Origin of the sequence: Pseudodesulfovibrio sp. zrk46 (assembly GCF_012516435.1) — a bacterium.
Taxonomy (GTDB): Bacteria; Desulfobacterota; Desulfovibrionia; order Desulfovibrionales; family Desulfovibrionaceae; genus Pseudodesulfovibrio.
In genome coordinates this window covers 1,147,630-1,168,382 of sequence record NZ_CP051216.1, presented here as the reverse complement: position 1 = coordinate 1,168,382, position 20,753 = coordinate 1,147,630, and the positions used below count along the sequence as shown (strand labels likewise).

General features: G+C 56.6%; 19 protein-coding genes. 10 read left to right on the top strand and 9 right to left on the bottom strand.

The features are described from left to right. Window positions 1-115 precede the first annotated feature (115 nt). The 5 genes from HFN16_RS05355 to HFN16_RS05335 all read right to left on the bottom strand — a co-directional run bounded on the left by HFN16_RS05355 (window position 116) and on the right by HFN16_RS05335 (window position 6,300). On the bottom strand, window positions 116-1,438 hold the full coding sequence (locus HFN16_RS05355) for a TAXI family TRAP transporter solute-binding subunit (protein WP_168889735.1): 1,323 nt from the start codon (window positions 1,436-1,438) through the stop codon (window positions 116-118). 361 nt (window positions 1,439-1,799) lie between these two features. Continuing rightward, window positions 1,800-2,675 carry a permease-like cell division protein FtsX gene (locus HFN16_RS05350; RefSeq protein ID WP_168889734.1) on the bottom strand — a complete coding sequence of 292 codons (876 nt, stop codon included), beginning with the start codon at window positions 2,673-2,675 and terminating at the stop codon, window positions 1,800-1,802. Next, window positions 2,672-3,370 (bottom strand): cell division ATP-binding protein FtsE, encoded by a 699-nt coding sequence (gene ftsE, locus HFN16_RS05345; protein ID WP_168889733.1) that lies wholly within the window; start codon window positions 3,368-3,370, stop codon window positions 2,672-2,674. Before ftsE ends, HFN16_RS05350 begins: the two co-directional genes overlap by 4 nt. Before the next feature lie 185 nt (window positions 3,371-3,555). Further along, entirely contained in the window at window positions 3,556-5,361 is a 1,806-nt protein-coding gene (locus HFN16_RS05340; RefSeq protein ID WP_168889732.1) for an N-acetylmuramoyl-L-alanine amidase, read from the bottom strand. A gap of 189 nt (window positions 5,362-5,550) precedes the next feature. Continuing rightward, window positions 5,551-6,300 (bottom strand): metallophosphoesterase family protein, encoded by a 750-nt coding sequence (locus tag HFN16_RS05335; protein WP_168889731.1) that lies wholly within the window; start codon window positions 6,298-6,300, stop codon window positions 5,551-5,553. Window positions 6,301-6,699: 399 nt separating this feature from the next. Here HFN16_RS05335 and HFN16_RS05330 point away from each other — a divergent pair, with 399 nt between their 5' ends. The 3 genes from HFN16_RS05330 to HFN16_RS05320 all read left to right on the top strand — a co-directional run bounded on the left by HFN16_RS05330 (window position 6,700) and on the right by HFN16_RS05320 (window position 10,011). Continuing rightward, window positions 6,700-8,475 carry an ABC transporter ATP-binding protein gene (locus HFN16_RS05330; RefSeq protein WP_247648446.1) on the top strand — a complete coding sequence of 592 codons (1,776 nt, stop codon included), beginning with the start codon at window positions 6,700-6,702 and terminating at the stop codon, window positions 8,473-8,475. 193 nt (window positions 8,476-8,668) lie between these two features. Further along, window positions 8,669-9,145, top strand: a complete 477-nt coding sequence (locus HFN16_RS05325) for a chemotaxis protein CheD (RefSeq protein ID WP_168889729.1) — start codon at window positions 8,669-8,671, stop codon at window positions 9,143-9,145. Beyond that, window positions 9,142-10,011, top strand: coding sequence for an HDOD domain-containing protein (locus tag HFN16_RS05320; RefSeq protein WP_168889728.1), 870 nt, complete (start codon window positions 9,142-9,144; stop codon window positions 10,009-10,011). The genes HFN16_RS05325 and HFN16_RS05320 overlap by 4 nt, the downstream gene beginning before the upstream one ends. 77 nt (window positions 10,012-10,088) lie before the next feature. Here HFN16_RS05320 and HFN16_RS05315 read toward each other — a convergent pair whose 3' ends face one another. From HFN16_RS05315 to HFN16_RS05305, 3 genes are all read right to left on the bottom strand, one after another. Then, a complete protein-coding gene (locus tag HFN16_RS05315; protein ID WP_168889727.1) occupies window positions 10,089-10,772 on the bottom strand; it encodes a peptidylprolyl isomerase in 684 nt (227 codons plus the stop codon). 67 nt (window positions 10,773-10,839) lie between these two features. After that, window positions 10,840-11,649 (bottom strand): shikimate dehydrogenase, encoded by an 810-nt coding sequence (gene aroE / locus HFN16_RS05310; protein ID WP_168889726.1) that lies wholly within the window; start codon window positions 11,647-11,649, stop codon window positions 10,840-10,842. A gap of 9 nt (window positions 11,650-11,658) precedes the next feature. Further along, complete coding sequence (locus HFN16_RS05305) at window positions 11,659-12,585, bottom strand: ACP S-malonyltransferase (RefSeq protein ID WP_168889725.1); 927 nt, start codon at window positions 12,583-12,585, stop codon at window positions 11,659-11,661. 228 nt (window positions 12,586-12,813) lie between these two features. Between HFN16_RS05305 and HFN16_RS05300 the strand changes: the two genes are divergently transcribed. From HFN16_RS05300 to HFN16_RS05270, 7 genes are all read left to right on the top strand, one after another. Then, window positions 12,814-13,776 (top strand): ATP-grasp domain-containing protein, encoded by a 963-nt coding sequence (locus HFN16_RS05300; RefSeq protein ID WP_168889724.1) that lies wholly within the window; start codon window positions 12,814-12,816, stop codon window positions 13,774-13,776. Then, window positions 13,770-14,456: an HAD family hydrolase gene (locus HFN16_RS05295; RefSeq protein WP_168889723.1), complete on the top strand. Its 687-nt coding sequence runs from the start codon at window positions 13,770-13,772 to the stop codon at window positions 14,454-14,456. Before HFN16_RS05300 ends, HFN16_RS05295 begins: the two co-directional genes overlap by 7 nt. 10 nt (window positions 14,457-14,466) lie before the next feature. Then, window positions 14,467-15,594 (top strand): aminotransferase class I/II-fold pyridoxal phosphate-dependent enzyme, encoded by a 1,128-nt coding sequence (locus HFN16_RS05290; RefSeq protein WP_168889722.1) that lies wholly within the window; start codon window positions 14,467-14,469, stop codon window positions 15,592-15,594. Beyond that, window positions 15,591-17,453: a nucleoside-diphosphate sugar epimerase/dehydratase gene (locus tag HFN16_RS05285; protein WP_168889721.1), complete on the top strand. Its 1,863-nt coding sequence runs from the start codon at window positions 15,591-15,593 to the stop codon at window positions 17,451-17,453. Before HFN16_RS05290 ends, HFN16_RS05285 begins: the two co-directional genes overlap by 4 nt. A 60-nt stretch (window positions 17,454-17,513) precedes the next feature. Next, the gene (locus HFN16_RS05280; protein WP_168889720.1) at window positions 17,514-18,515 is read left to right on the top strand and encodes a hypothetical protein; all 1,002 of its coding nucleotides are present in this window, start codon (window positions 17,514-17,516) and stop codon (window positions 18,513-18,515) included. A gap of 324 nt (window positions 18,516-18,839) precedes the next feature. Continuing rightward, window positions 18,840-19,265, top strand: a complete 426-nt coding sequence (locus HFN16_RS05275) for an HIT family protein (RefSeq protein WP_168892264.1) — start codon at window positions 18,840-18,842, stop codon at window positions 19,263-19,265. 33 nt (window positions 19,266-19,298) lie between these two features. Further along, complete coding sequence (locus tag HFN16_RS05270) at window positions 19,299-19,586, top strand: integration host factor subunit alpha (RefSeq protein ID WP_168889719.1); 288 nt, start codon at window positions 19,299-19,301, stop codon at window positions 19,584-19,586. 387 nt (window positions 19,587-19,973) lie between these two features. On the opposite strand, the gene HFN16_RS05265 is transcribed toward HFN16_RS05270, so the two are convergent. Next, entirely contained in the window at window positions 19,974-20,612 is a 639-nt protein-coding gene (locus HFN16_RS05265; protein WP_168889718.1) for an SPOR domain-containing protein, read from the bottom strand. Window positions 20,613-20,753: the final 141 nt, after the last annotated feature.

Sequence of the window (20,753 nt, the reverse complement as noted above, 5' to 3'; positions counted from 1 at the left end):
ACGTTTCAGAATGGGGAAGGATGACAACAAACCATAGGGTTCACCATTATATATGGGAGGGGCAGAAGAGAAAGAGCCTTCAGCGTGGTTGCGCTGAAGGCTCCTGATGGTTTGCTTAGGCCTCGGCTTTTTTGTCGAAATCAATCTTGTCCAGGCGGTCCTGAATGAGATGGACGTGCAGGCGCAGGGAGTAGATGTAGTCCGAATAGGACAGTGGCACCGAGGTCTCCATGACTTGTCGATCCAACTCCTCCAGACGGGCCCGCATATTCTGGGCCTGCTCCAGCGTGGTGATGTCGTATGCCTCGATGTCGAGCTCCTTGAGGTGCTTGTACCACTTGAAGATACGGCGGCGGATCTGCCAGCGGTAGGCGGGTGGTGTTACCTTGAAGAGCGGATAGAGCAAAGTCAGCAGCGGGATGAGCAGAATCTTGAGGCGTTCCAGATTGACGGCCAGCGCATAGGGCAGGAAACGCATCAGGAACGGCGCGCCGTTCTTGTAGAAGCTGGCGGCTTCGTCGGTGAGCGGGAAGAGCAACCCTTTGTTGTTAGGGAATGTTCCCGGCATGGCGAAGATGTCGCCCTTCATGTGGATATCCGCTGCGGCCAGCAGAAAGAGGTACTTGATGGCAGCGTGGATATCGTCCCGCACCACGAGGTTGGCCGTGGGCGCGAGCATGCTGATGTCCTTGGATGGCAGGTCATTGGCCAGATCCAGGGCGCCATGCGGCAGGATGAGCCGCTGGAGATAATGATGGGACCTAGAGTACGCCTCGGCGCGGTCAAAGGACATCAGCTCGATATTGTCCGACGGGTCGCTCAGCGTTTCAATGACCTTGGATTTGACCCCGGCGATGAGGAACAGCACGTCGATTTCATCTTTGCGTAACGCGGGAATGGCGGTGGCTGCACCCACTTCCATGAGCTTGGTGTTGTCTTTTTCAATGCCGTTCTCGGAAAGGATACGGGAGATGACAAAGTTGGTACCGCTGCCTTCCGGCCCGATGGCGATGCGCAGACCTTTCATGTCCGAAATTTTCTTCACCTTGAGGTCTTTTCGATAGAAGACCCACAGCGGTTCATAGTAGAGTGATCCAAGGCTGCGCAGGTCGGGGTGTTGTTCCGGCGTGGCGATGCCGCCCTGCATGAAGGCCGCGTCTACCTTGGAGTCCGCTGCGCTCATGCGTTCCAGATTATCCATGGACCCATTGGTCTCGATGATTTCCAGCTCGATGCCCTGTTTTGCGAAGTATTCGGCATATTGGCGGGCATATTTAAAATATGCACCCGTGGGGCTGCCAGCAGCAATGGTCACCTTGGTGGGCGGTGCCGGATCAGCGTATTGCCACGCGATCCACAGAGCGGCCGCAAGGGTGATGATTGCGCCGCCGTATACAAGCGCAGACATGAGCAGATGGGATTTCAGTATCTTGAGCATGAGACCTGCCGGGTTGATGGTTTCACGCACGATACCCAAAGCAACAGGCAGGGGCAAGCCGTTGATATAGACAGCCCGGTTACTTTTGGGGGAATCAGGCGTGAGAGCCGCCCATGCGGGCGGATAAAGAATGGACTAGCAGGGTTTTCAACCCTCCACCCGACCAAAGGCCGAGGGCCTTTGGAATCCCGTCTGCGCCTGTCGGCGTAAAGTTATTTAAAGGGAAATTGTTTGAGACCGAAGGGCTTCGAGCGAAGCGAGCGACAAAAAGTTTAGGAGGGTGTCGGGAACCCTTTACAAAGGGTTCCTGACACGTCGGAGACGCCCCTGCGGCGAGCAGTCGCCGAAGGCTAAGGCTTTCCTACTTTACGGCTACCCAGCTTGAGGCCATTGAGACCAGCGTCACGCAGCCAGCCAGCAGGGCTACCTGCTCAAGCGGCATGAACTGAATTTCGATGAGAAACGGCGGGAAATTGAGTGCGTCGGCAGAGGCGGCATGAACTGCATAGAGCAATCCGATGCCGAGGCCTGAGCCGAGAATGCCTTGCAGGAAACCGCCGGTAAGGAGCGGCCAGCGAATGTAGCTGGGTCGCGCACCGACCAGAGACAGGATCTCCACCTCGTCCATGCGGGTCATGAGCGAAAGTTTGATGGTGTTGTGCACCACGAGGGAGACGATGAGCGCGAGGAAGCCGAGAATGGGCCAGATGATGACGCGGGTCACGGTCATCCAGCCTTGGGCCAGGTCTGCCTGGAAGGGCGTGTAGTTGACCTTCTCGACGCCGGGCAGCGACTTGAGGGATGTCAGGATCTTGGCCGCCCATCCATCAGTCTGGGCATCGGGCGGTACCTTGAATAATGCCAGACCGGAATAGGGCAGCGGGTTGTTGTCTGCCAGCCATGAAAAATCGCCGGTCTCGCCCAGCGTGGAGGCAAGTTCGGTCAGGGCGTTCTCCGGGGTGAAGGTCTGGAAATCGTCGAGGTGCTCCATGTTCGTGACCTTGTCCCAGTCTTTGAGCACTTCTTCGGTGGGATAGTCCGCCTTCCAGTACATCTGAAATTCCACTTCGCCGCGCGACTTGAGGATTTCCAGATTCACGTTGTGCAGGCCGGTAAGGATGAGGCCGGTCAGGAGCGTGACCATGCCAACGGCTACCAGCGTGAGCAGCTGGGCAACGGGATGCAGGGCAAAGTCGGCAATGCCGCGCCCGGTGAGTCGGAAAAGCTGACCGATCACAACAGTTCCTCCTCGTCTTCGAGATCGTAAACGGTGTCACCGTCAGAGACAATGCGTCCGTCTTGGAGGTGGATAATGCGCGCATCGGGAACACAGTCCAGCACTTCGCGGCTGTGGGTCGCCATGACCACCGTAGTGCCGTATGTATTGAACTGCTTGAAAATTTCCATGAGATGCATGGTCAGATCAAAGTCGAGGTTACCCGTGGGCTCATCCGCGAGGATCAATTCCGGGTTCGCCACCATGGACCGGGCAATGGCCACGCGTTGTTGTTCACCGCCCGACAGGCGTTCGCAGGGCGAGTAGCTTTTGGTCTCCAGTCCCATGGCGCGGACAATGGCGCGCACGCGGCGTTCCAGATGGGTTCGAGGCATGCCGCGAACTTCCAGTGCCATGGCAACGTTATCGAACACTGTCCGTTTCGGGAGAATCTTGAAGTCCTGAAAAACCACGCCCACTTTGCGGCGAAGCAGGGGGACGTGACGTTTCTTCAGCCTGTTGAGCTGCACGCCAGCGACGGTGGCCCTGCCGCGAGTAACGGGCAGCGCGCCGTACAGCAATCTGAGCAGTGTGGTCTTGCCCGCGCCGGAGTGGCCGGTCAGGAAGAGAAATTCACCCTTGTCCAGATTGAACGAGATGTCCTTGAGCGCCCAATAGGCCCCGAAGTTGTATGAGAGGTGGTCGACCTTGATCATATGATTCTGTGGTGTACCCGTTCCTGGACTTTTTGGGAAGTTGCGCTTTGTTGATTGAAGGTAAATCAGAAGATGAAGTCGGCCTGCGGCCTCGCGAGCGATAAAAAGTTTTTGAGATTCTTAAGAACCTTTTACAAAAGGTTCTTAAGCCGTCGGAGACGCCGCCCGGCGAGGGCTTCTTTTCCCTAATTCATCGCGTATCGTTCGATCTTGCCCTTGTAGGCCATGACACCATCAACCACACCACGGGCGAGATATTCGAGATATTCCTTGCTCTTGAGTCGCTTGGCTTCTGTCTTGTTGGTCAGATAACCGAGCTCAACCAGCACCGAGGGCATCTTTGCACCCATGAGAACGTAGAAGGGCGCCTCCCGGGTTCCTTTGCTCTTGAGCTGCCAGCGGCGACGTACCCGGCTGAGCGTGCTGGACTGCACATCGCTGGCCAGATCGCGGCTCTCCTTGATCTTGGAGTTGACCATGAGGTCGGTGAGAATGAACTGGAGATCGGAAATGGAGCGCGGATCAACGGCGTTCTCTCGGGCTGCGATACGAACGGCGTCCTTGGATTTGGCGAGGTTCAGGCTGTATGTCTCAAGACCGTTGACCTTGCGGCTGCGGTTGGCATTGCAGTGAATGGAAAGGAACAGGTCTGCCTTCTTGACGTTGGCCATGGCCGTGCGCTGCTCTAGGCGAATGAATGTGTCGTTGGTGCGTGTAAAATGAATGTTGAACCCCTTCTCCTGAAGCATGTCGCCAAGGATCTTGGCAAAGCGGAGGTTCACGTCTTTTTCACGCAAGCCGTTGGATACGGCGCCGGGGTCTTTGCCGCCATGGCCGGGGTCGATCATGATGGTGCGGACCGTGAGGCCGAGCTGTTCAAGCAGGTCGCCAGCCTGGGACTTGGAACCGCTGGGCGGGCGATACTTGGAGTTGGCCGTGGTTTTCTTGCCCGAGGACTTGGCCGGAGCAGCCGTGGCCACGGGGGTGCTGCCATCAGGCGAATACACGTCAATGACGATGCGGTAGGGATTGTCCAGCGGGAACACTTTGTATTCCTGCATGGACAGAAAATCGAGGACCACGCGGGTGGTGTCCTTGTTGTATTGGCCGGTGCGGATGGAGCGGAGAATGCCGTCGGAGACAGTGGTGGCCGCGGTAACGTCGTGGCCGAGACGTGAGCCTTGCAGGTCGATGTAGAGGCGGTGGGGGCGGTTCACGGCCGGGTTCGGGTCGAGCACCTGATAGCGGTATTTGACGCGGCCATCCAGCTCGAGCACCACGCGGGTGTATTCGTCACTGGATTTGTAGCGGACCGTATCGAGATGGGCGATGCCGGACGGATCCCTTGGTCTGGCCGGAGCCTTCTGGACAGCGGCTTTCTTGGGCGTGGATTTGGGTTTGGCGGCAGCGGCCTTGGACGGGGCGCTTTTGCCCTGTGCTTCAGCTATGGACTGATTGTATTTGCCGAGCTTCTTCAGATACGCCTTGGCCTTGGAGTGCATGTCGGAACGGGGGTAGTCCACGATGATGCGGGCCAGATCCTTGCGGGCGGCAGATGTCTCTTTGAGGCGGCGGGCATAGATGTCGGCCCGGTGATAGAGGCAGTCGTCGGCCCAACCATGGCGGGGGAATCGGCTGACAACACGGCCGAAGTAGTCTGCGGCACGGCGGAAGTCGGACTTGAGACCGCTTTGACCGCCGAGCTCCTCATGTACGCGGCCCATGTAGTAGAGTGCTTTGGGAGCGTAGGAACCGTTGGGGTCCGCTTTGTAGCAGCGGGAGAAATTCTTCTCCACCTTTTGCCAGTTGGAGCGGTATTTCCGTTTCTTTTTATTCTTGATGAGGGCGTGAAAATCGGAATGTCCCACGATGAAGTAGGACTTGGCCGACTGGGCCATGGAGGAATCGGGGACGCCCACCAGTAAAGATGCCAGCGCCAGGAGCGCCAGAATGGGCACGATTCGTTTGATGACGGTATGTAGCGTTTTCATGACGGTTCGCTAACCGAATATTCCTGTTTCCTGTTCGTTAGGCCAAGTTTTGCAGGGCGCACGATTGGATCCTAGATTCTGGCCGCATTCTCAAGAAAAATCTAAAAAAAGTCCAGAAAAAGAATGCGATTGCTGTGGAAAAGTGACTCGTGTCATGGACAGTGCGGCGTCCAAAGGAGCTGATACGGGTTAGGCCATGCCCGTCAGCAGCCATTCGGCCCAGTCCTCTCGACCGTTGTTTCGTGCCATTTCTGCCGCTTTTTGCCAGTTATATTCAACATTCACGAAATCGGCATCCCACAGCCCGTCACGTCGTTCCACGATGGCGTACTTTGCGTGGGGCGATCCAGAGGCCATGATGTGTGGCGGATCATCATCGTCATAGGCGGGCAGGCCGACGCTGCCGGGATTGATAAGTGTCCGGTCATGGCAGCGTGCCAGTCCCGGGTGGTGGGAATGCCCTGCCAGAATCAGCGAGCTGTGGATGGCCTCGGGCAGGATGTCGTCTTCCATCTCTGTGCAATCCCGAACGGCAGGCAGGCCCGTAGTGATATCCTCCAGCAGGTATTTCAAGTCATCCTTGGGGGTGCCGTGGCAAAGCAGGATGGTGTCATCCATGAGTTGCGTGGCAGGCAGTGACCGGAGCCATTCCATGCCGTCCTTGCCGATCCCGTCCACGGTGGTTTTGAAGGTCGGGATGCCTTCCCATTGCGGGCCGCCTTCCAGCAGGATGCGATCCTGATTGCCGAGGATGGTTGGAATCTCCAGTTCGCGGAGAATCTCCCATGTCCCGGCCGGGTCGAGGGGACCATAGAATATGTCGCCCAGATTGACGACGCGGGTGATGCCTCGCCGGGCGATGTCATCAAGGGTCGCTTTCAGGGCAAGCGAGTTGCCATGGATGTCAGCCAGGACAGCGATGGAAGTGTGCGTGCTCATGCGAGGGACTCTTGGATAAATTTGAACAGAATGCAAGTTTGTGAACCTTAATAATGAGTAAAGAGGGAAGAGGATGCCGCTTCGCGGCGATTGTCAGGTGATTTCGCCTATCTCTGCTGTCTACATCCGTAAAGCTCGAAGACTCGCTAACGGCTGAAGCCCGGCGGGCAAGGACTCGCGCCCTTGCATCCCGCTTATGCGCCTTCGGCGCGAAAAATTATTGCGCCAAAGGCGCAGGTTGGGATTCCAAAGGGTCTCTCCCTTTGGCCGCCGGAGGCGAAATCACCTGACAATGGAGGCCGCAGGCCGACTTCCCCTTTTGCCTTTCCCTTTACTAACAAGCCTCAACCCATTACAGAATGCTTGGCGGCCATGTGTGCCGCACATAAAGGAGACATTTTGGCTAAACAACCCAAGCTTCATTATATGGGCAACCGCTACATGCTCAAACGGAGCATCAGTTACTTCGCCCCCTATAAAGGGCGCGTGGCATTCGCCGTGCTGGCCATGCTGCTGTACGCCCCCATCGCCCCTGCCCTGGGCTGGCTGACGAAATACGTCACCGACGAGGTGCTCATCGCCAAGGATATGGCGACGCTGAAAATGTGCATCGTGGGTCTGGTGGCTCTCATCATCTTCAAGGGTGTGTTCCAGTTCTGTCAGGTGTATGTCATGAACTCCACGGGTATTCTGGTGCTGAAAGACATGCGCAAGGCCCTGTTCGACAAGATCATCCGCCTGCCCATGCCGTTCTTTGCCGAAAGCGAAATCGGCATGCTCATGAGCCGTATCACCAATGATGTGGTGGCTGTGCGCCAATGTTTGCCCAGCGTCATCATGTTCATCCGGCAGATATTCACCCTCATCGGACTGATCGGTACGGTCATCTATCTGGATGCTTATCTGGCATTCTGGTCGTTGATTGTCATGCCCGTGGCCTTGTTCCCCATCATCTGGTTCGGCAAGAAGGTCCGTAAATACGGCCGCAAGATGCAGGCCGAGCTGTCTGGGGTCAACGTGGTGCTGGAGGAATCCTTCTCCGGCGTGAAGGTCATCAAGGCGTTCGCCAATGAAATGCGCGAAAGCATGCGGTTCCATGCAGAGAACAAGAACCTGGCCAAGGCGATCATCCGACAGATCTTTTACAGCGAATCTTCTTCCCGCGTCATGGACTTCGTGGCCGCAGGTGCTGGCGCAGGCGTGCTCTGGGTCGGTGGCTCCCGCGTCATCGAAGGCGTCATGACCCCCGGTGATCTGACCGCGTTCCTTGTCTGCCTTGTGCAGCTCTATGAGCCGATTAAAAAGATCAATATGTCCAATAATCAGATCCAGCAGGGGCTGGCCGGTGCCGAGCGCGTCTTCGATATCTTTGATTCGCCCGAGATCGTCATCGAACAGGAAGGCGACAAGGTCTTTGATGGCAACTTCAAGGAACTGGCCTTTGAGGACATCCACTTTTCCTATCCCGATGCACCCCGTCCTGCACTGGACGGCGTGTCCCTGACCATTCAGGCAGGACAGCGTGTGGCTGTTGTCGGCCCCAGTGGATCGGGCAAGACCACGCTGGTCAACCTTATCCCCCGCTTCTACTCTCCGCAGCAGGGTGCGATACGGCTCAATGGTACGCCGTTGGAAGAGTTCACCCTGCCGAGTTTGCGCATGGGGCTTGGACTTGTTTCGCAGGACACCTTCCTGTTCAACGATTCCGTGGTGGCGAACATCGCCTACGCCCGTGACGAGTATGACTTGAACGATGTGAAGCGCGCAGCTGAAGCCGCCTATGCCCACAAGTTCATCATGGAGATGCCCGAAGGGTACGACACCGTGGTGGGCGAAAGCGGCGTGAAGATTTCCGGCGGCCAGAAGCAGCGGCTCACCATTGCCCGCGCCATCATGAAGAACCCGCCGCTTCTCATTCTCGACGAGGCCACCAGTGCGCTGGATACCGAGTCCGAGCGCGTGGTGCAGCAGGCGCTGGAGAATCTCATGCAGGGGCGCACTTCCATCGTCATTGCTCATCGCCTGTCCACCATCCTCACCGCAGACGTCATTGTGGTTATGGAGCAGGGTAAGATCGTCGCAACCGGCACTCACAAGGAGCTGCTGGCGACCTGCCCGCTGTATGATCGCCTGTACCAGATGCAGTTTGATGATTCCGCCGTGGAGAGTGAATAAAGTCAGGTAGTTGTCATTGATATAATGAATGTTCCCCGTATCTCTATGGACAAGAGATGCGGGGAATTCTTTTGGCCGCGTACGGAGCAAAGATAAAAAAATAATGGGTTGGCAATAAACCCCGTGGTCGTGTAGCTTTTCCCAAAACGGCGATGCCGCCTTCCGAAATCACAATGAAGTTTGGACTGTTGTAATGAACCTGCTTGTCGTCAACATATCTGACATGAAGCTCTCGACCAGAGCCGAGGACGTGATCGTCACGTATTCCCTCGGGTCTTGCCTGGGTGTCACCGCCTATGATCCGGAGTTGCGGATCGGTGCCATGGTTCATTGCCTGTTGCCTACATCCACTGCCGCCAGACACAAATCGCGCGAGAACCCGTTCATGTTCGTGAATACGGGGGTCGCCATGATGGTCCGGCAACTGGTGGACAAAGGCGCGGAGAAGAAGCGGTTGATATTCAAGGCTGCCGGAGGAGCGAACATGCGAAATGACAATTTGTTCAACACGGGCGCGAGAAATTTCGAGGCCCTTGAGAAGCTGTTCGCGCGGAATCATGTGCAGCTCGCCGCCAAAGAGGTGGGAGGTACCGTGCCAAGGACCCTGTTCCTTCATTTGGAGGACGGGCGCACGGTGGTTCGTTCTCTCGGGGAGGAGACGGAATTATGAATCGACGCGAAGAAATATTGGCTCGGGTGGCCGAGGTGGTGGCCATCCCCAGCTGTGCGCCCAAGGCGGCGGCTTTGTTGGGAGATCCCAATGCCGATATCAAGGATCTGGCCCGCGTCATCGAACATGACCCGGGGCTGACGGCAAACCTGCTCAAGGTGGTCAACGCCTCCTTTTTCAGCGGTAGCCGTCCCATGTGCACGGCCAAAGATGCCATCGTGAAACTGGGCACCAGCCAGGTGTTGCAGTTCGTCATTTCCACGGGTGTGGCCCTGTCCTATGTCCGGACAGTGGAAGGCTATGATCTGGCTCCGAATATGCATTTGCAGCATTCGGTCACCGTTGGACTGGCTGCCCGAGAGGTGGGTGAAGTGCTGGGGCTGGATGTGCCGGATTATACTTATACCGCCGGGTTGTTGTCCGGCATCGGCAAGGTGCTCATGGGCGCCTACGTCAAGGTCAACGTGCATCCCATTTTGGAGCTGGCTCTGGAGCGGGGGGTGCCCTTTGACAAAGCCGAGGATATGGTGCTCGGCATCAACCACGCCGAAGTGGGCGGTATTCTGCTTGAATCATGGCACTTGCCGCCTGAGATCACGAACGTGGTCCGTTACCATCTGCGCCCGGATGAGTATAAAGGAGAAAGCCTGGTGCTGGATCTGGTCCATATCGGCAACGTGCTGGCCAAAATGATCGGCGTGGGACTGGGCGTGGACGGCCTGAACTACACAGTGTCCAACGAGGTGGTGGAGCGTCTTGGACTCTCCCCAGACATGATGGACCTGGCCGCGGTCAACGTGGTAGACAAGGTCGGCGAGGTCTACGACCTCTTTGTCGAATGCTCCTGCGACACCTGCACGATTTAATTGTTTATAATATCAAGAAAAAAAGGCCGGGAGAGCATGATGCGCTCCCGGCCTTTTATAATTCTGTCGCAGACGCTTTATTTGGCGCGGTAGGCTTTGACAATGTAGACGTCCTTAACGGGCGTATTCTTGTAGCGACCTTTGGTCTGGGTTTCGATTTGATGAATCTTTTCAACGGTGTCCCAGCCACGGATAACCTTGCCGAAGGCGGTGTATCCCGGGCGACGTACCATGTCATCCTGATCCTCATCCTTGTATCCCACGATGATAGTCCTTTTATATGCAACATAATCCAGACCAGTATTGTCTGTCATGTTGAAGAAGAACTGACTTGTGGCCGAGTCCGGATCAGAAGTGCGCGCCATGGCAATGGTGCCTACCTCATTTTTCAAGGAAAACTCACTTTCATCCTTGATGGGAGGAAAGAGGGGGCGTTTGGGCCGTGGCCCGGCGGTAAAACCTCCGCCCTGAACAATGTTGTAGGAGGGCTGCAGTCTTGGTTCGGCAACTTTCATCATTTCCATAGTGATGCTTCGATGGAAGATGGTTTTGTCATAAAAGCCCGCATCCACATATTTCAGGAAATTTTCCACGGTCTTGGGTGCTGCTTTGGGGTACAGCATCATGATGATTCGACCCATGGAAGTTTCCATGACAACCACAGGGTTGGGGCCGGCAGCATCTGCGGAGGAAGTGAGGCCGCCTGCCATAGTGAAAACCAGCAGGGCCAGTGTCAGAATAGTGTAGCGTAATGTATGCATAATCGTTCACCTTTATGTTGATTATCGTAACGGCAACGTACGGCAATCAGCAGTTGGCTGCAAGTCTCTAGCTCGCAAGAGCCTTCAGCAGCAGCTTTCTTGCGCCGTCTTCATCCATGTCTCTGCCGGTCCAGAGGCGAAACTGGGCCAGCCCCTGGTGCAGGAACATTTCAAGGCCGGAGATGGTGACGCATCCGGCATCGGTAGCCTCGCGCAGGAAGCGGGTGTCGAGCGGGTTGTATACGATGTCGTAGGCGATGCAGCCTGCCGGGAATCGGTCCGCGTCCCACGGTGTCAGGGAGGCCATGTCGCCGGACATGCCCAGCGGCGTGGTGTTGCAGATGAGGCCGGGGGCCTCGTTCATGCGTTCCTCCCATGCCACACAGCGGATGCCGAAGTCGTTGGCCAGCTCTTCGGCTTTGCTCAGGGTACGGTTGGTGATGGATACATCCTTGATGCCCAGCTCCAGAAAACCGGCAACCGCAGCCCGTGCCGCGCCACCTGCGCCGAGGACCATGGCCGATTCAGGCATGGTCGTCAGCTTCTTCAGGGGGGCGATGACACCGATGACGTCAGTGTTCTCGCCGCACAGCATGTCGCCATCCCAATAGAGTGTGTTTACGGCGCCTACGGCCTTGGCCCGGTCAGTGATCCGGTCCAGGTGGGGCATGACGGTCTGCTTGTGAGGGATGGTGACGGACATGCCCTTGATGGGCTCTGTCCGGACCTGCTCCATAAATGCAGCCAGTTTCTCCGGCTCCAGCGGATAGGCATTATACTGCCCGTCCAGCCCGAGCTGCTCGAATCCCCAGTTGTGCAGGGTGGGACTCATGGTGTGTCCCAGAGGCCACCCGATTATGCCGTACTTGCCGCTCACAATAATCTCCTACAGGGCTTCGGCCTGTTCCAGGTTGCCCACTGCAGCACCAGTCCAGTCGTCGCCGGATGCCTTGAGGTTGGGCTTGAGCATCTTGAAGAGCACGCCTTTGGGGCCAACTTCCACGAAATGGCGCAGGCCCATGCCGTACATGGACTGCAGGGTCTGGATCCAGAGGACGGAGGATGTCATCTGCTTCTGCATGATGGCCATGGTCTTGTCGGCATCGGGCTCGGGCAGGGCCGTGGCGTTATGGAAAATCGGGAAGGCCGGAGCATTCCAGTTCAGGCCGCCCAGGAAGGAGGCGAACTCGTCGGCGGCTTCCTGAATCAGGGGGCTGTGGAATGCGCCGGACACGGCCAGAGCAATGGCGCGGCCCTTGGCTGCCTTGACCTGCTCGCTGGCAACGTCGAGGGCTTCCTTCTCGCCGCTGATGACGAACTGGGCCGGGGAGTTGTAGTTGGCGATCTTGAGTTCCTTGCCGGTTTCCTTGGCAGCGTTCTCAACGATCTCTTCCACGGCGTCCTGCTTCATCTTGACGATGGCGGCCATGCCGTGACCAGCCCCGCCGGATTCGCTCATGAGCTTGCCGCGCAGGGTGACAGCCTTGATGGTGTCTTCCATGGACAGAACACCGGCAGCAGCCAGAGAGGCGAACTCACCGAGGCTGTGGCCACCGGTTGCGCCTGCGTTCAGTTTGGACTTGGCCGCCAGCCACAGGCTCAGATTGGTCACGGTCAGGGCCGGCTGCAGGGCACGGGTATTGGCCATGTCTTCGGCCTCGCCGTCCCAGTAAATCTCACGCAGGGGCAGACCGGATTCAGCCTCGGCCAGCTTCCACAGATCCAGCGCCTCGCTGTATTTCTCGGCGACGTCCTTGCCCATGCCTTTTTCCTGGGACCCCTGCCCCGGGAACAGTATTGCTATTTTGGTCATTGATATTCTCCTTAATATAGATGCCTGAACAGGCAGAACCCGCTAGTACCTTGATTCCCCGCGGGCTGCAAGTTGTTGCACTTCTGTGCGCTTGATGGTGCTGGTTCCTACGGCGTTCCGTGTGCCTTCAACGAACTGGAAACGTTGTACAGCCCGTGAAAACCTGTTAATTCTCGGCTCGACACGACAATGCAAAAACAGGGTGACATGCCCAAAGCGACATAATTTATGAACGTACTGATCACATCGGCCGGAAGACGCACGTCCCTGCTGGCCCATTTCAAGGATGCAGCGGGCAGACGCGGCGGCAAGGTCTTTGCCGGCGACATGGACGGGTTGGCTCCGGCCTTGTATCTGGCGGACGAGTCAGTCCAGTTGCCGCGAGTGACCACGGACGAATACATCCCGTTTCTGCTGGACTATGTGAAGCAGCATGACATCAAGCTGGTGGTTCCGACCATCGACACAGAGTTGGCCGTGTTTGCGGCCAATGCAGCGCAGTTCGCTGAGCTCGGCTGCCGTCTCCTGATCTCCTCGCCGGAATTGGTGGGTGCCTGCCGAGACAAGTGGAACACCTCCCTCGTCTTTGAGAAAAAGGGTGTTCGCGTTCCGTATTCGTGGCTGCCTGAAGAGGCTCTCAAGAAAGACCTGCCGGAGAAACTGTTCGTGAAGCCGAGGGACGGCAGCGCCAGTCAGGATGCCTATCCGGTGGAGCGAAAGGACCTTGAGGTGATGCTGACACAGGTGCCCAATGCCATAGTCCAAGAGCGCGTGGAAGGCCGTGAGATCACCATCGATGCCCTGATCGATTTTGACGGCAATCCCATCCATTACGTGCCGCGAATCCGGGTCAAGACCGTGGGCGGTGAGTCTGTGCAGGGTTTGACCATCAAGGAGCCCGGTCTGGGAGAATGGCTTGAATCGTTGCTCAAAATCATCGGTGAAATGGGCGGCATCGGTCCCATGACGTTGCAGGCGTTTCTGACCGGTGACGAGTATGTTCTCTTTGAGATCAATCCCCGTTTTGGCGGTGGATTCCCGTTGGGACATGCCGCAGGCGGACATTACCCCGAGTGGCTGATGCAGATGGTGGAAGGTGAGAACGTAGCACCCAAGCTCGGCGAGTACACCGAGGGTATGGCCATGACCCGTTCCTACACTGAAGTTTTCACCACGGAGCCCAAATGGTAATCAAGGGCGTGGTCTTTGACATGGACGATACCCTCTGTCTGGAGCGGGATTACGTTAAGAGCGGGTTTCGGGCCGTGGCCCGCCACGTGGGCGACGTGGCCGACGAAGACGCGGTGTTCAAAGCCATGTGGTCGATGTTCGAATCCGGTGTGCGTGGCGATACCTTCAATCGCTTGCTGGACGAGTTCCCGGCCATCGCTGACAAATACGAGATACCAGAGCTGGTCGAAGCATATCGTACGCATCATCCCGATATTTCCATCATCCCGGCCATGCGCAAGGTGATTGATGCTTTGCGCGCCAAGGGTATGCCCATGGGCGTGCTGTCCGATGGTCCGCTGGCATCGCAGAAGGCCAAGGCCGAGGCTCTAGGCGTTGGCGAGCTGGTGGACAAGGTCGTTTTGACCGATGCATTGGGGCGGGAGCATTGGAAGCCGGACACCGCTGGTTTTGAGCTGCTGTCGTCGAGTCTCGGGGTCGAACACAACGGGCTTGTCTATGTTGGTGATAATCCTGTAAAAGATTTTATCGCACCCCGTAAGCTGGGGTGGCTGGCCCTGCGGTTGCGGCTGCCGGGGCAGTTGCGCGAGGCTGACGAACCGGCCGACGAAGCCGCCGCGCCCCACGAGGAAGTGGGCACGATACAGGAACTCGCCGCCCGTTTGGGCGTGGACATATGAGGATCAGGCAATGAGCAGCAAACGCATTTATCTTTCCCCGCCGCACATGGGCGGTACTGAACTGGACTTTGTGAAGCAGGCCTTCGAGTCTAACTTCATCGCGCCGCTTGGGCCGCAACTTGCACAGTTTGAGGAACGGTTTTGTGAACTGACCGGTTTCAAGTATTGCCTGGGCCTTGCCAGCGGCACGGCGGCCATGCATCTGGCCCTGCGCCTTCTTGGCGTGAAAGAGGGTGACGTTGTCATCGCCTCGACCCTGACCTTTATCGGGTCGATCTCGCCAGCCACATTTCTTGGAGCGGAACTTCATTTTGTGGACTGTGACCGGGATACATGGAACATGGACCCGGTTCTGCTGCAACAAGCCGTGGAAGAGGTGCAAGCCGCAGGTAAGCGCGTGGGGGCGGTTGTGCCTACGGACCTTTACGGTCAGTGTGCGGATTACGATGCCATCCGTGCCGTGTGCGAACCGCACAATATCCCGTTGGTCATCGATGCGGCCGAGGCCGTGGGGGCCACTTACAAGGGCAACCATGCCGGATTCGGCGGCGACGCTGCCATCTATTCCTTCAACGGCAACAAGATCATCACCACCAGTGGTGGCGGCATGCTGGCCTCGAACGACAAGGACTTTATCGACAAGGCGCGCTGGCTTTCCCAGCAGGCCCGCGATGACGCTCCACACTACGAACACACCACCATCGGCTACAATTACCGCATGTCTAATGTGGTGGCCGCCATCGGACTTGGTCAGATGGACGCCCTGCCGGGGTTTGTGAAACGGTTGCGAGAGATCGCCCAGTGGTATGAGACGGAACTGGGCGGATTGCCCGGAGTTGAATTCATGCCCGAGGCCGCGTATGGAGAGGCCAACCGATGGCTTACCGTCATGCTGGTGGATGATTCTTGCGGTGTAACGCCCGAAGAAATCCGATTGGCGTTGGAGGCGGAGAACATCGAGTCCCGCCCGGTATGGAAGCCAATGCATCTCCAGCCGGTGTTCAAGGATACACCCCGGACCGGCGGCGAGGTGAGTGAGGATCTGTTCCGGCGAGGCATCTGTCTGCCGTCCGGATCGGCCCTGACAGAAGAAGACCTGAAGCGTGTCGCACAGGTTATAAAAAACGTGGTGAAATGAAGCTGAATCTGCCCAACCTACGAAATGTGAATTTTTACGTCATGTTCATTGCGGACATGTTGATCTTCACGCTCGCCCTGCTTCTGTCTTATTCCTTCCGCTTCGACTTCAACATTCCTGCCCCTTTCTTTATGCAGTTCAAGGGGTTGCTCAAATATGTTCTGGTCTTCAAGGCCTTGGCCTTTGTCTTCTTCGGTCTGTACCGAGGCATGTGGCGCTACACCAGCGTGGATGATTTCTGGAAACTGCTACGCATTACTGCCGTTCAGAACTTGATCCTGATCACGTTCGTTTTATTCCGCTTTTCCTTTATCGGTGTGCCGCGTTCCATCTTTGTCATCGACTGGGTCCTGACCCTGCTCTTTTGTAGCGGGCTGCGCCTGTCCATTCGTGCCTTTTATACCTCCAGCGAAGGGCTGGCTGTCTCTGCGGTGCCCCGCAAAACCGTCCTCGTGGTGGGCGGTGGACGGGCTGCAGAAAGAATCGGTCGCGAGCTGGCCAGCAACCCGGTTCAGTATCGGCTGGTGGGGTTTCTGGATGACGATAAGGCCAAGGTGGGGCGAACCATCCATGGCAAACCCGTGCTGGGTGGTCTCGACATCATGAAACACACCGTGGACAGCGAAGAGGTGGACGAAATCTTCATCGCCGTGTCCGAAGCGTCCGGCGAACAGATGCGTATGATTGCCGATGCCTGCAAAGGGACCGGCGTCCCTTACAAGATCCTTCCTGCCATGACCGAGATCATGGATGGCAAGGTGGATATCAAGGCGCTTCGTGACGTGGATTACCTCGATCTCCTCGGTCGTTCTCCGGTCTCGCTGGATACGAAAGGTATCGAGGGGTATCTCACGGGCCAGACCGTGCTGGTGACCGGCTGCGGAGGCTCCATCGGTTCCGAACTCTGCCGTCAGATCGTCCGCTTCAGGCCGGGACATATCGTGCTGGTGGATTCAGGCGAGTACAATCTCTATCAGATCCAGATGGAGCTGCATCACGACCTCGGTTTCACCAACTACTCCACGGTACTGGGCAATATCACGGACAGCGATCTCATGGCCAAGACCTTTGCCGAGCATACACCCTCGGTGGTCTTTCACGCCGCAGCCTACAAGCATGTACCTATGCTGGAGCGCAACCCGTGGCAGGCCGTTCGCAACAATATCCTGGGCTCCCGTACCGTCATGGAAGCTGCTGTGGAGAGCGGAGTTGAGCGGTTTGTTGTCGTCTCCACCGATAAGGCCGTGCGTCCCACCAATGTAATGGGCGCCTCCAAGCGCGTGACCGAACTGCTCATGCAATCCATGCACGGCCACGGTACCCGCTTCATGGCTGTTCGTTTCGGCAACGTGGTGGGCTCCAGTGGCTCGGTTGTGCCGCTCTTCCGTCGCCAGATCGAGGCAGGTGGGCCGGTCACGGTCACCCATCCCGATGTGACCCGCTATTTCATGTCCATATCCGAGGCCTCCCAGCTCATTTTGCAAGCTGGCAGCATGGGCGAGAAGGGCACCGGCGGCGAGATCTTCGTGCTGGATATGGGTATCCCGGTCAAGATCGCGGATATGGCCCGCGACCTCATCCGCCTATCGGGCAAGGAGCCTGATGTGGACGTGGAGATCGCCTTTACCGGCCTGCGTGAGGGCGAGAAGCTCTTCGAAGAGCTCATCACCGAGGGCGAGGGCATCGTCCGCACCGAGCACGAGAAGATTCTGGTCCTCGGAACCGACTGCTGCGCCTCTGCCGATTCTCTGGACGGCGAAATTGCCGCCCTGCTCCATGCTGCAGAGCACTATGATGGCGACACTATCCGTGCCATCCTCATGCGTGTGGTTCCCGAATATATTCCTGCCGAAAATTAGAATAGACTATAATTGATATGCGAATCATGGTATAGCCTCTTCAAACGAGGAGGTTTCATTATGATCACGTATCGAGGAACTGGCCGCGTTGTCGCGGTCCTGCTGGCTATGGTGCTTGCTGTTTCGTTATCGATTCCGACAACTGCTCAGGCAAGACAGAAAGAGCCTATCCGGACCATCGTGGATACGCGGGCCTATGTGTATTCATCGGGGGTAGGGCTGAATAAGATAGTCCAACCGGCTGACGATCAAAAAATGTTGTGGGGCGGCATGACTGGGCTGGTCGGCAGTGTGGGAACCTTGTTGGCCAAGGGTGTCATCGACAAGGGATTTGACATGATGTCCGTTGCACTGAAAAAGGCGGCAGGTAAGGAGAGTCTTGCAGAAGTGTCGGTCTCGGCAGGCGGCATGCAGCTTGCCCGGGTTGTTCAAAAAGAAAAGAAAGAGAAGAAGACTGGTATTCTTGCTTTGCCCGGATCCATGACGGGGAAAACAGCTGCGCTGCATCCTACAATTGTGGTGGCTCATGGAACTTTTGGTGGAAGTGTCGCAAAAACCAATGGGTCTGTTGAAGCCGAGGCCAAAGGGCTCCTGAATCTGACCGATGAGAAATTCATGCTCATCGCCGGGATAGAGTATTCGGATAGCATGGAGGCCATGCGATTGGTCCCCAAGTATGTCTTCTACAACGGAGGGCTCAAGGGGAAGCGCAAGATCAATGTCGTGGCGCATTTCACCTTCCGTTTGCCTGCCAAGCCTGATCCAAAGTCAGAGAGTACCGCGTTCGGCGCTGCAACGCTCGTTTTCAATGAACTCAAGAAAAAGACCGAACTCAAGAAAGATGCTCTGCAAGGGAAGCAAAGCGGCTGGATGTTGCTGCCTGAGTGGTCTGGGGATGCCGGGACTGACAAGCACGTACCGGTACCTATTGTCGTCGAGGTCCAACTCGTCGAAACCAAGAAGCCCAACAAGCTGCTGTTGCTCATGGCGGACGCCTTCGATTCCAAAAAGGATGAGATGAAAGAGGCTGTGAATGCGACCATAAATATTGGCAAGGAATAAGCGAGAACAACGGAGCTGTGTCAAATTGAAGCAGCTCCGTTTGCGTCTGAGCTTGGTTAAACAGTTGATTTAATGTTGCTTTTTGATTCAATGTGTGTGACAAGAGCGCCCCTCTGGTTCCAAGTTGTCGATTTTCAAGAAGATTTCTAGACTTTTCTCGTGTGCCGAAAATGAGCATATTCAAGAAAAATGCGGCAACAGACTTGATTTAACTGGATTTCCCGGGTATCAATACGAGTAACTATCGAAAAGTCTTCGTTTGCCGACGAGGCCGCCAACTGGCGGAAACCCTTGGGAAATGGGTAAACGGAGGGGAGAGAAATGATGATTCCAAAGGATCCGGACTGCATATTCTGCAAGATTTTGGCTGGCGAAATACCGTGCGCCAAAATCTATGAATCTGAAAACTGTCTGGCCTTTTTGGACATCGCTCCTGTGAACGCGGGACATGCCCTGGTTTTGCCCAAGGGTCATTACCCCACGCTCATGGACATCCCGGCCGAGCTGGGATGTGAGTTGACCGAGTCCCTGTCCAAAGTGGGCAAGGCGGTCATGGAAGCAACCGGAGCCGACGGCCTCAACCTCATGCAGAACAATTATGAGGCGGCCGGGCAGTTGGTTCATCACGTGCATTTTCATCTTATTCCGAGGCATTCCGACGATGGGCTCAAGCTCTGGCCCCAGACCGGATATGAAAACCCGGATGAGATGGGCAGGCTGGCGGAAACGATCGCCGGTTTGCTGAAATAAGTTTCTCAAGTGTAACCCATATTGGAGGCGTCAATGAGCACACTCACTAAAGCCGGTATCGTGGACTACATTTACGAGCGCACTGACAAGAACCGCGCCGAGATCAAGGACCTTGTAGAAGTCATCCTTGAGATCATGAAGACTGCCGTGAAGAAGGATCATGCCCTTCTGATCAGCGGCTTCGGCAAGTTCGAGGCTTACGACAAGCGCGCACGCAAGGGCCGTAACCCGCAGACCAGCCAGACCATCACCCTGCCCCCGCGCAAGGTTGTAGTCTTCCGGCTGTCCCGCAAATTCCGCGCAGAACTGAATCCCGCCTAGGCTTCAGTTTGCACACGCCTGCCTAGTCAGGCTGCATCAACGGCAATCATGCCGTCGATGTCACGCGCCCCAATAGCGATACAGAAAAGATCAAGCCCACGCTCTCACAGCGTGGGGCTTGATCTTTTTGCGTGCTTTTTTCGGGGTAGTGTTTGCGTCGTGAAAGCCTCTGTCCGTCAAGTTATTGATACAAAAAAAGCTCCCGTTCTCTCTCAACAGGAGAGAGAACGGGAGCTTTTAAATCTGGGATGCAAGGGCGCGAGTCCTATCTCTGCTGTCGCCATCTCTAAGGTTCGAAGACTCACCCAAGAGCTGCCGCTGCCTGCCGGAGGCGAAATCACCCGACAAATGGAGGCCGAAGGCCGACCTCCTCTTCTGTCTTTCTTCCTACTCGACAGGGCGGCTCTTCAGGACGAAACCGTTGGGGTATTCGCCCTGGAGGTCCATGAGCGCCTTGATGGCGTCGGCTTCTTCGGTGAAGGCGCCGGCCTGGACTCGGTAAAGACCGTTGCCGGAATCGGAGAGCTTGGAGCCCTTGTAGCCTTCAGCTATGAGCTTGGAGAGCAGGTTGCTGGCGTTTTCCAGATCAGAGAAGGCTCCTACCTGCACATAGTACATCTCGGCCATGGGAGTGGGGACAGGGGCATCCTGAGCTTCGGTCACGCTTTCCTGCATGGCTTTGGCTTCAGTGGACTCCTGCGTGATGGCCGCTTCCTCGGGAGGTGCGATGGTTGCTTCTTCTGCCAGTTCGCCTTCCTCCACCTTGGGAGCAGCAGCGCTGGCTTCAGCGGGCGCGTCGACCACGTAGGTCTCCTCGATGACCACGGCGGCCTCGGGCTCGGCCTCAGGCGCGGTCTCGCCTTCCACTACGACGGGCACCTTGGGTGCGGGTGCAGAAGTGTCAGAGGCCGGACGGCGCGCGGGCGGAGCAGAGGTGATGTGCTTACGGAAACAGCCCGCGAGCATCAGACACATGACAGTGAGCGTCACGGCGAACAGAAATACGGATTTGGTCGTTTTTTTCATGGGATTCGTCCCCCTTGGAGTCGTTTATTCAATGCTGTTGCAGGTACCAGCAGCAAATAGCAAAGTCTAGATTTAATCTAAAGTACAGGAGTAATGGTCGGATTGGCAAGTGCGGCGGGAAAACCAGTTTGACAGGCGAGG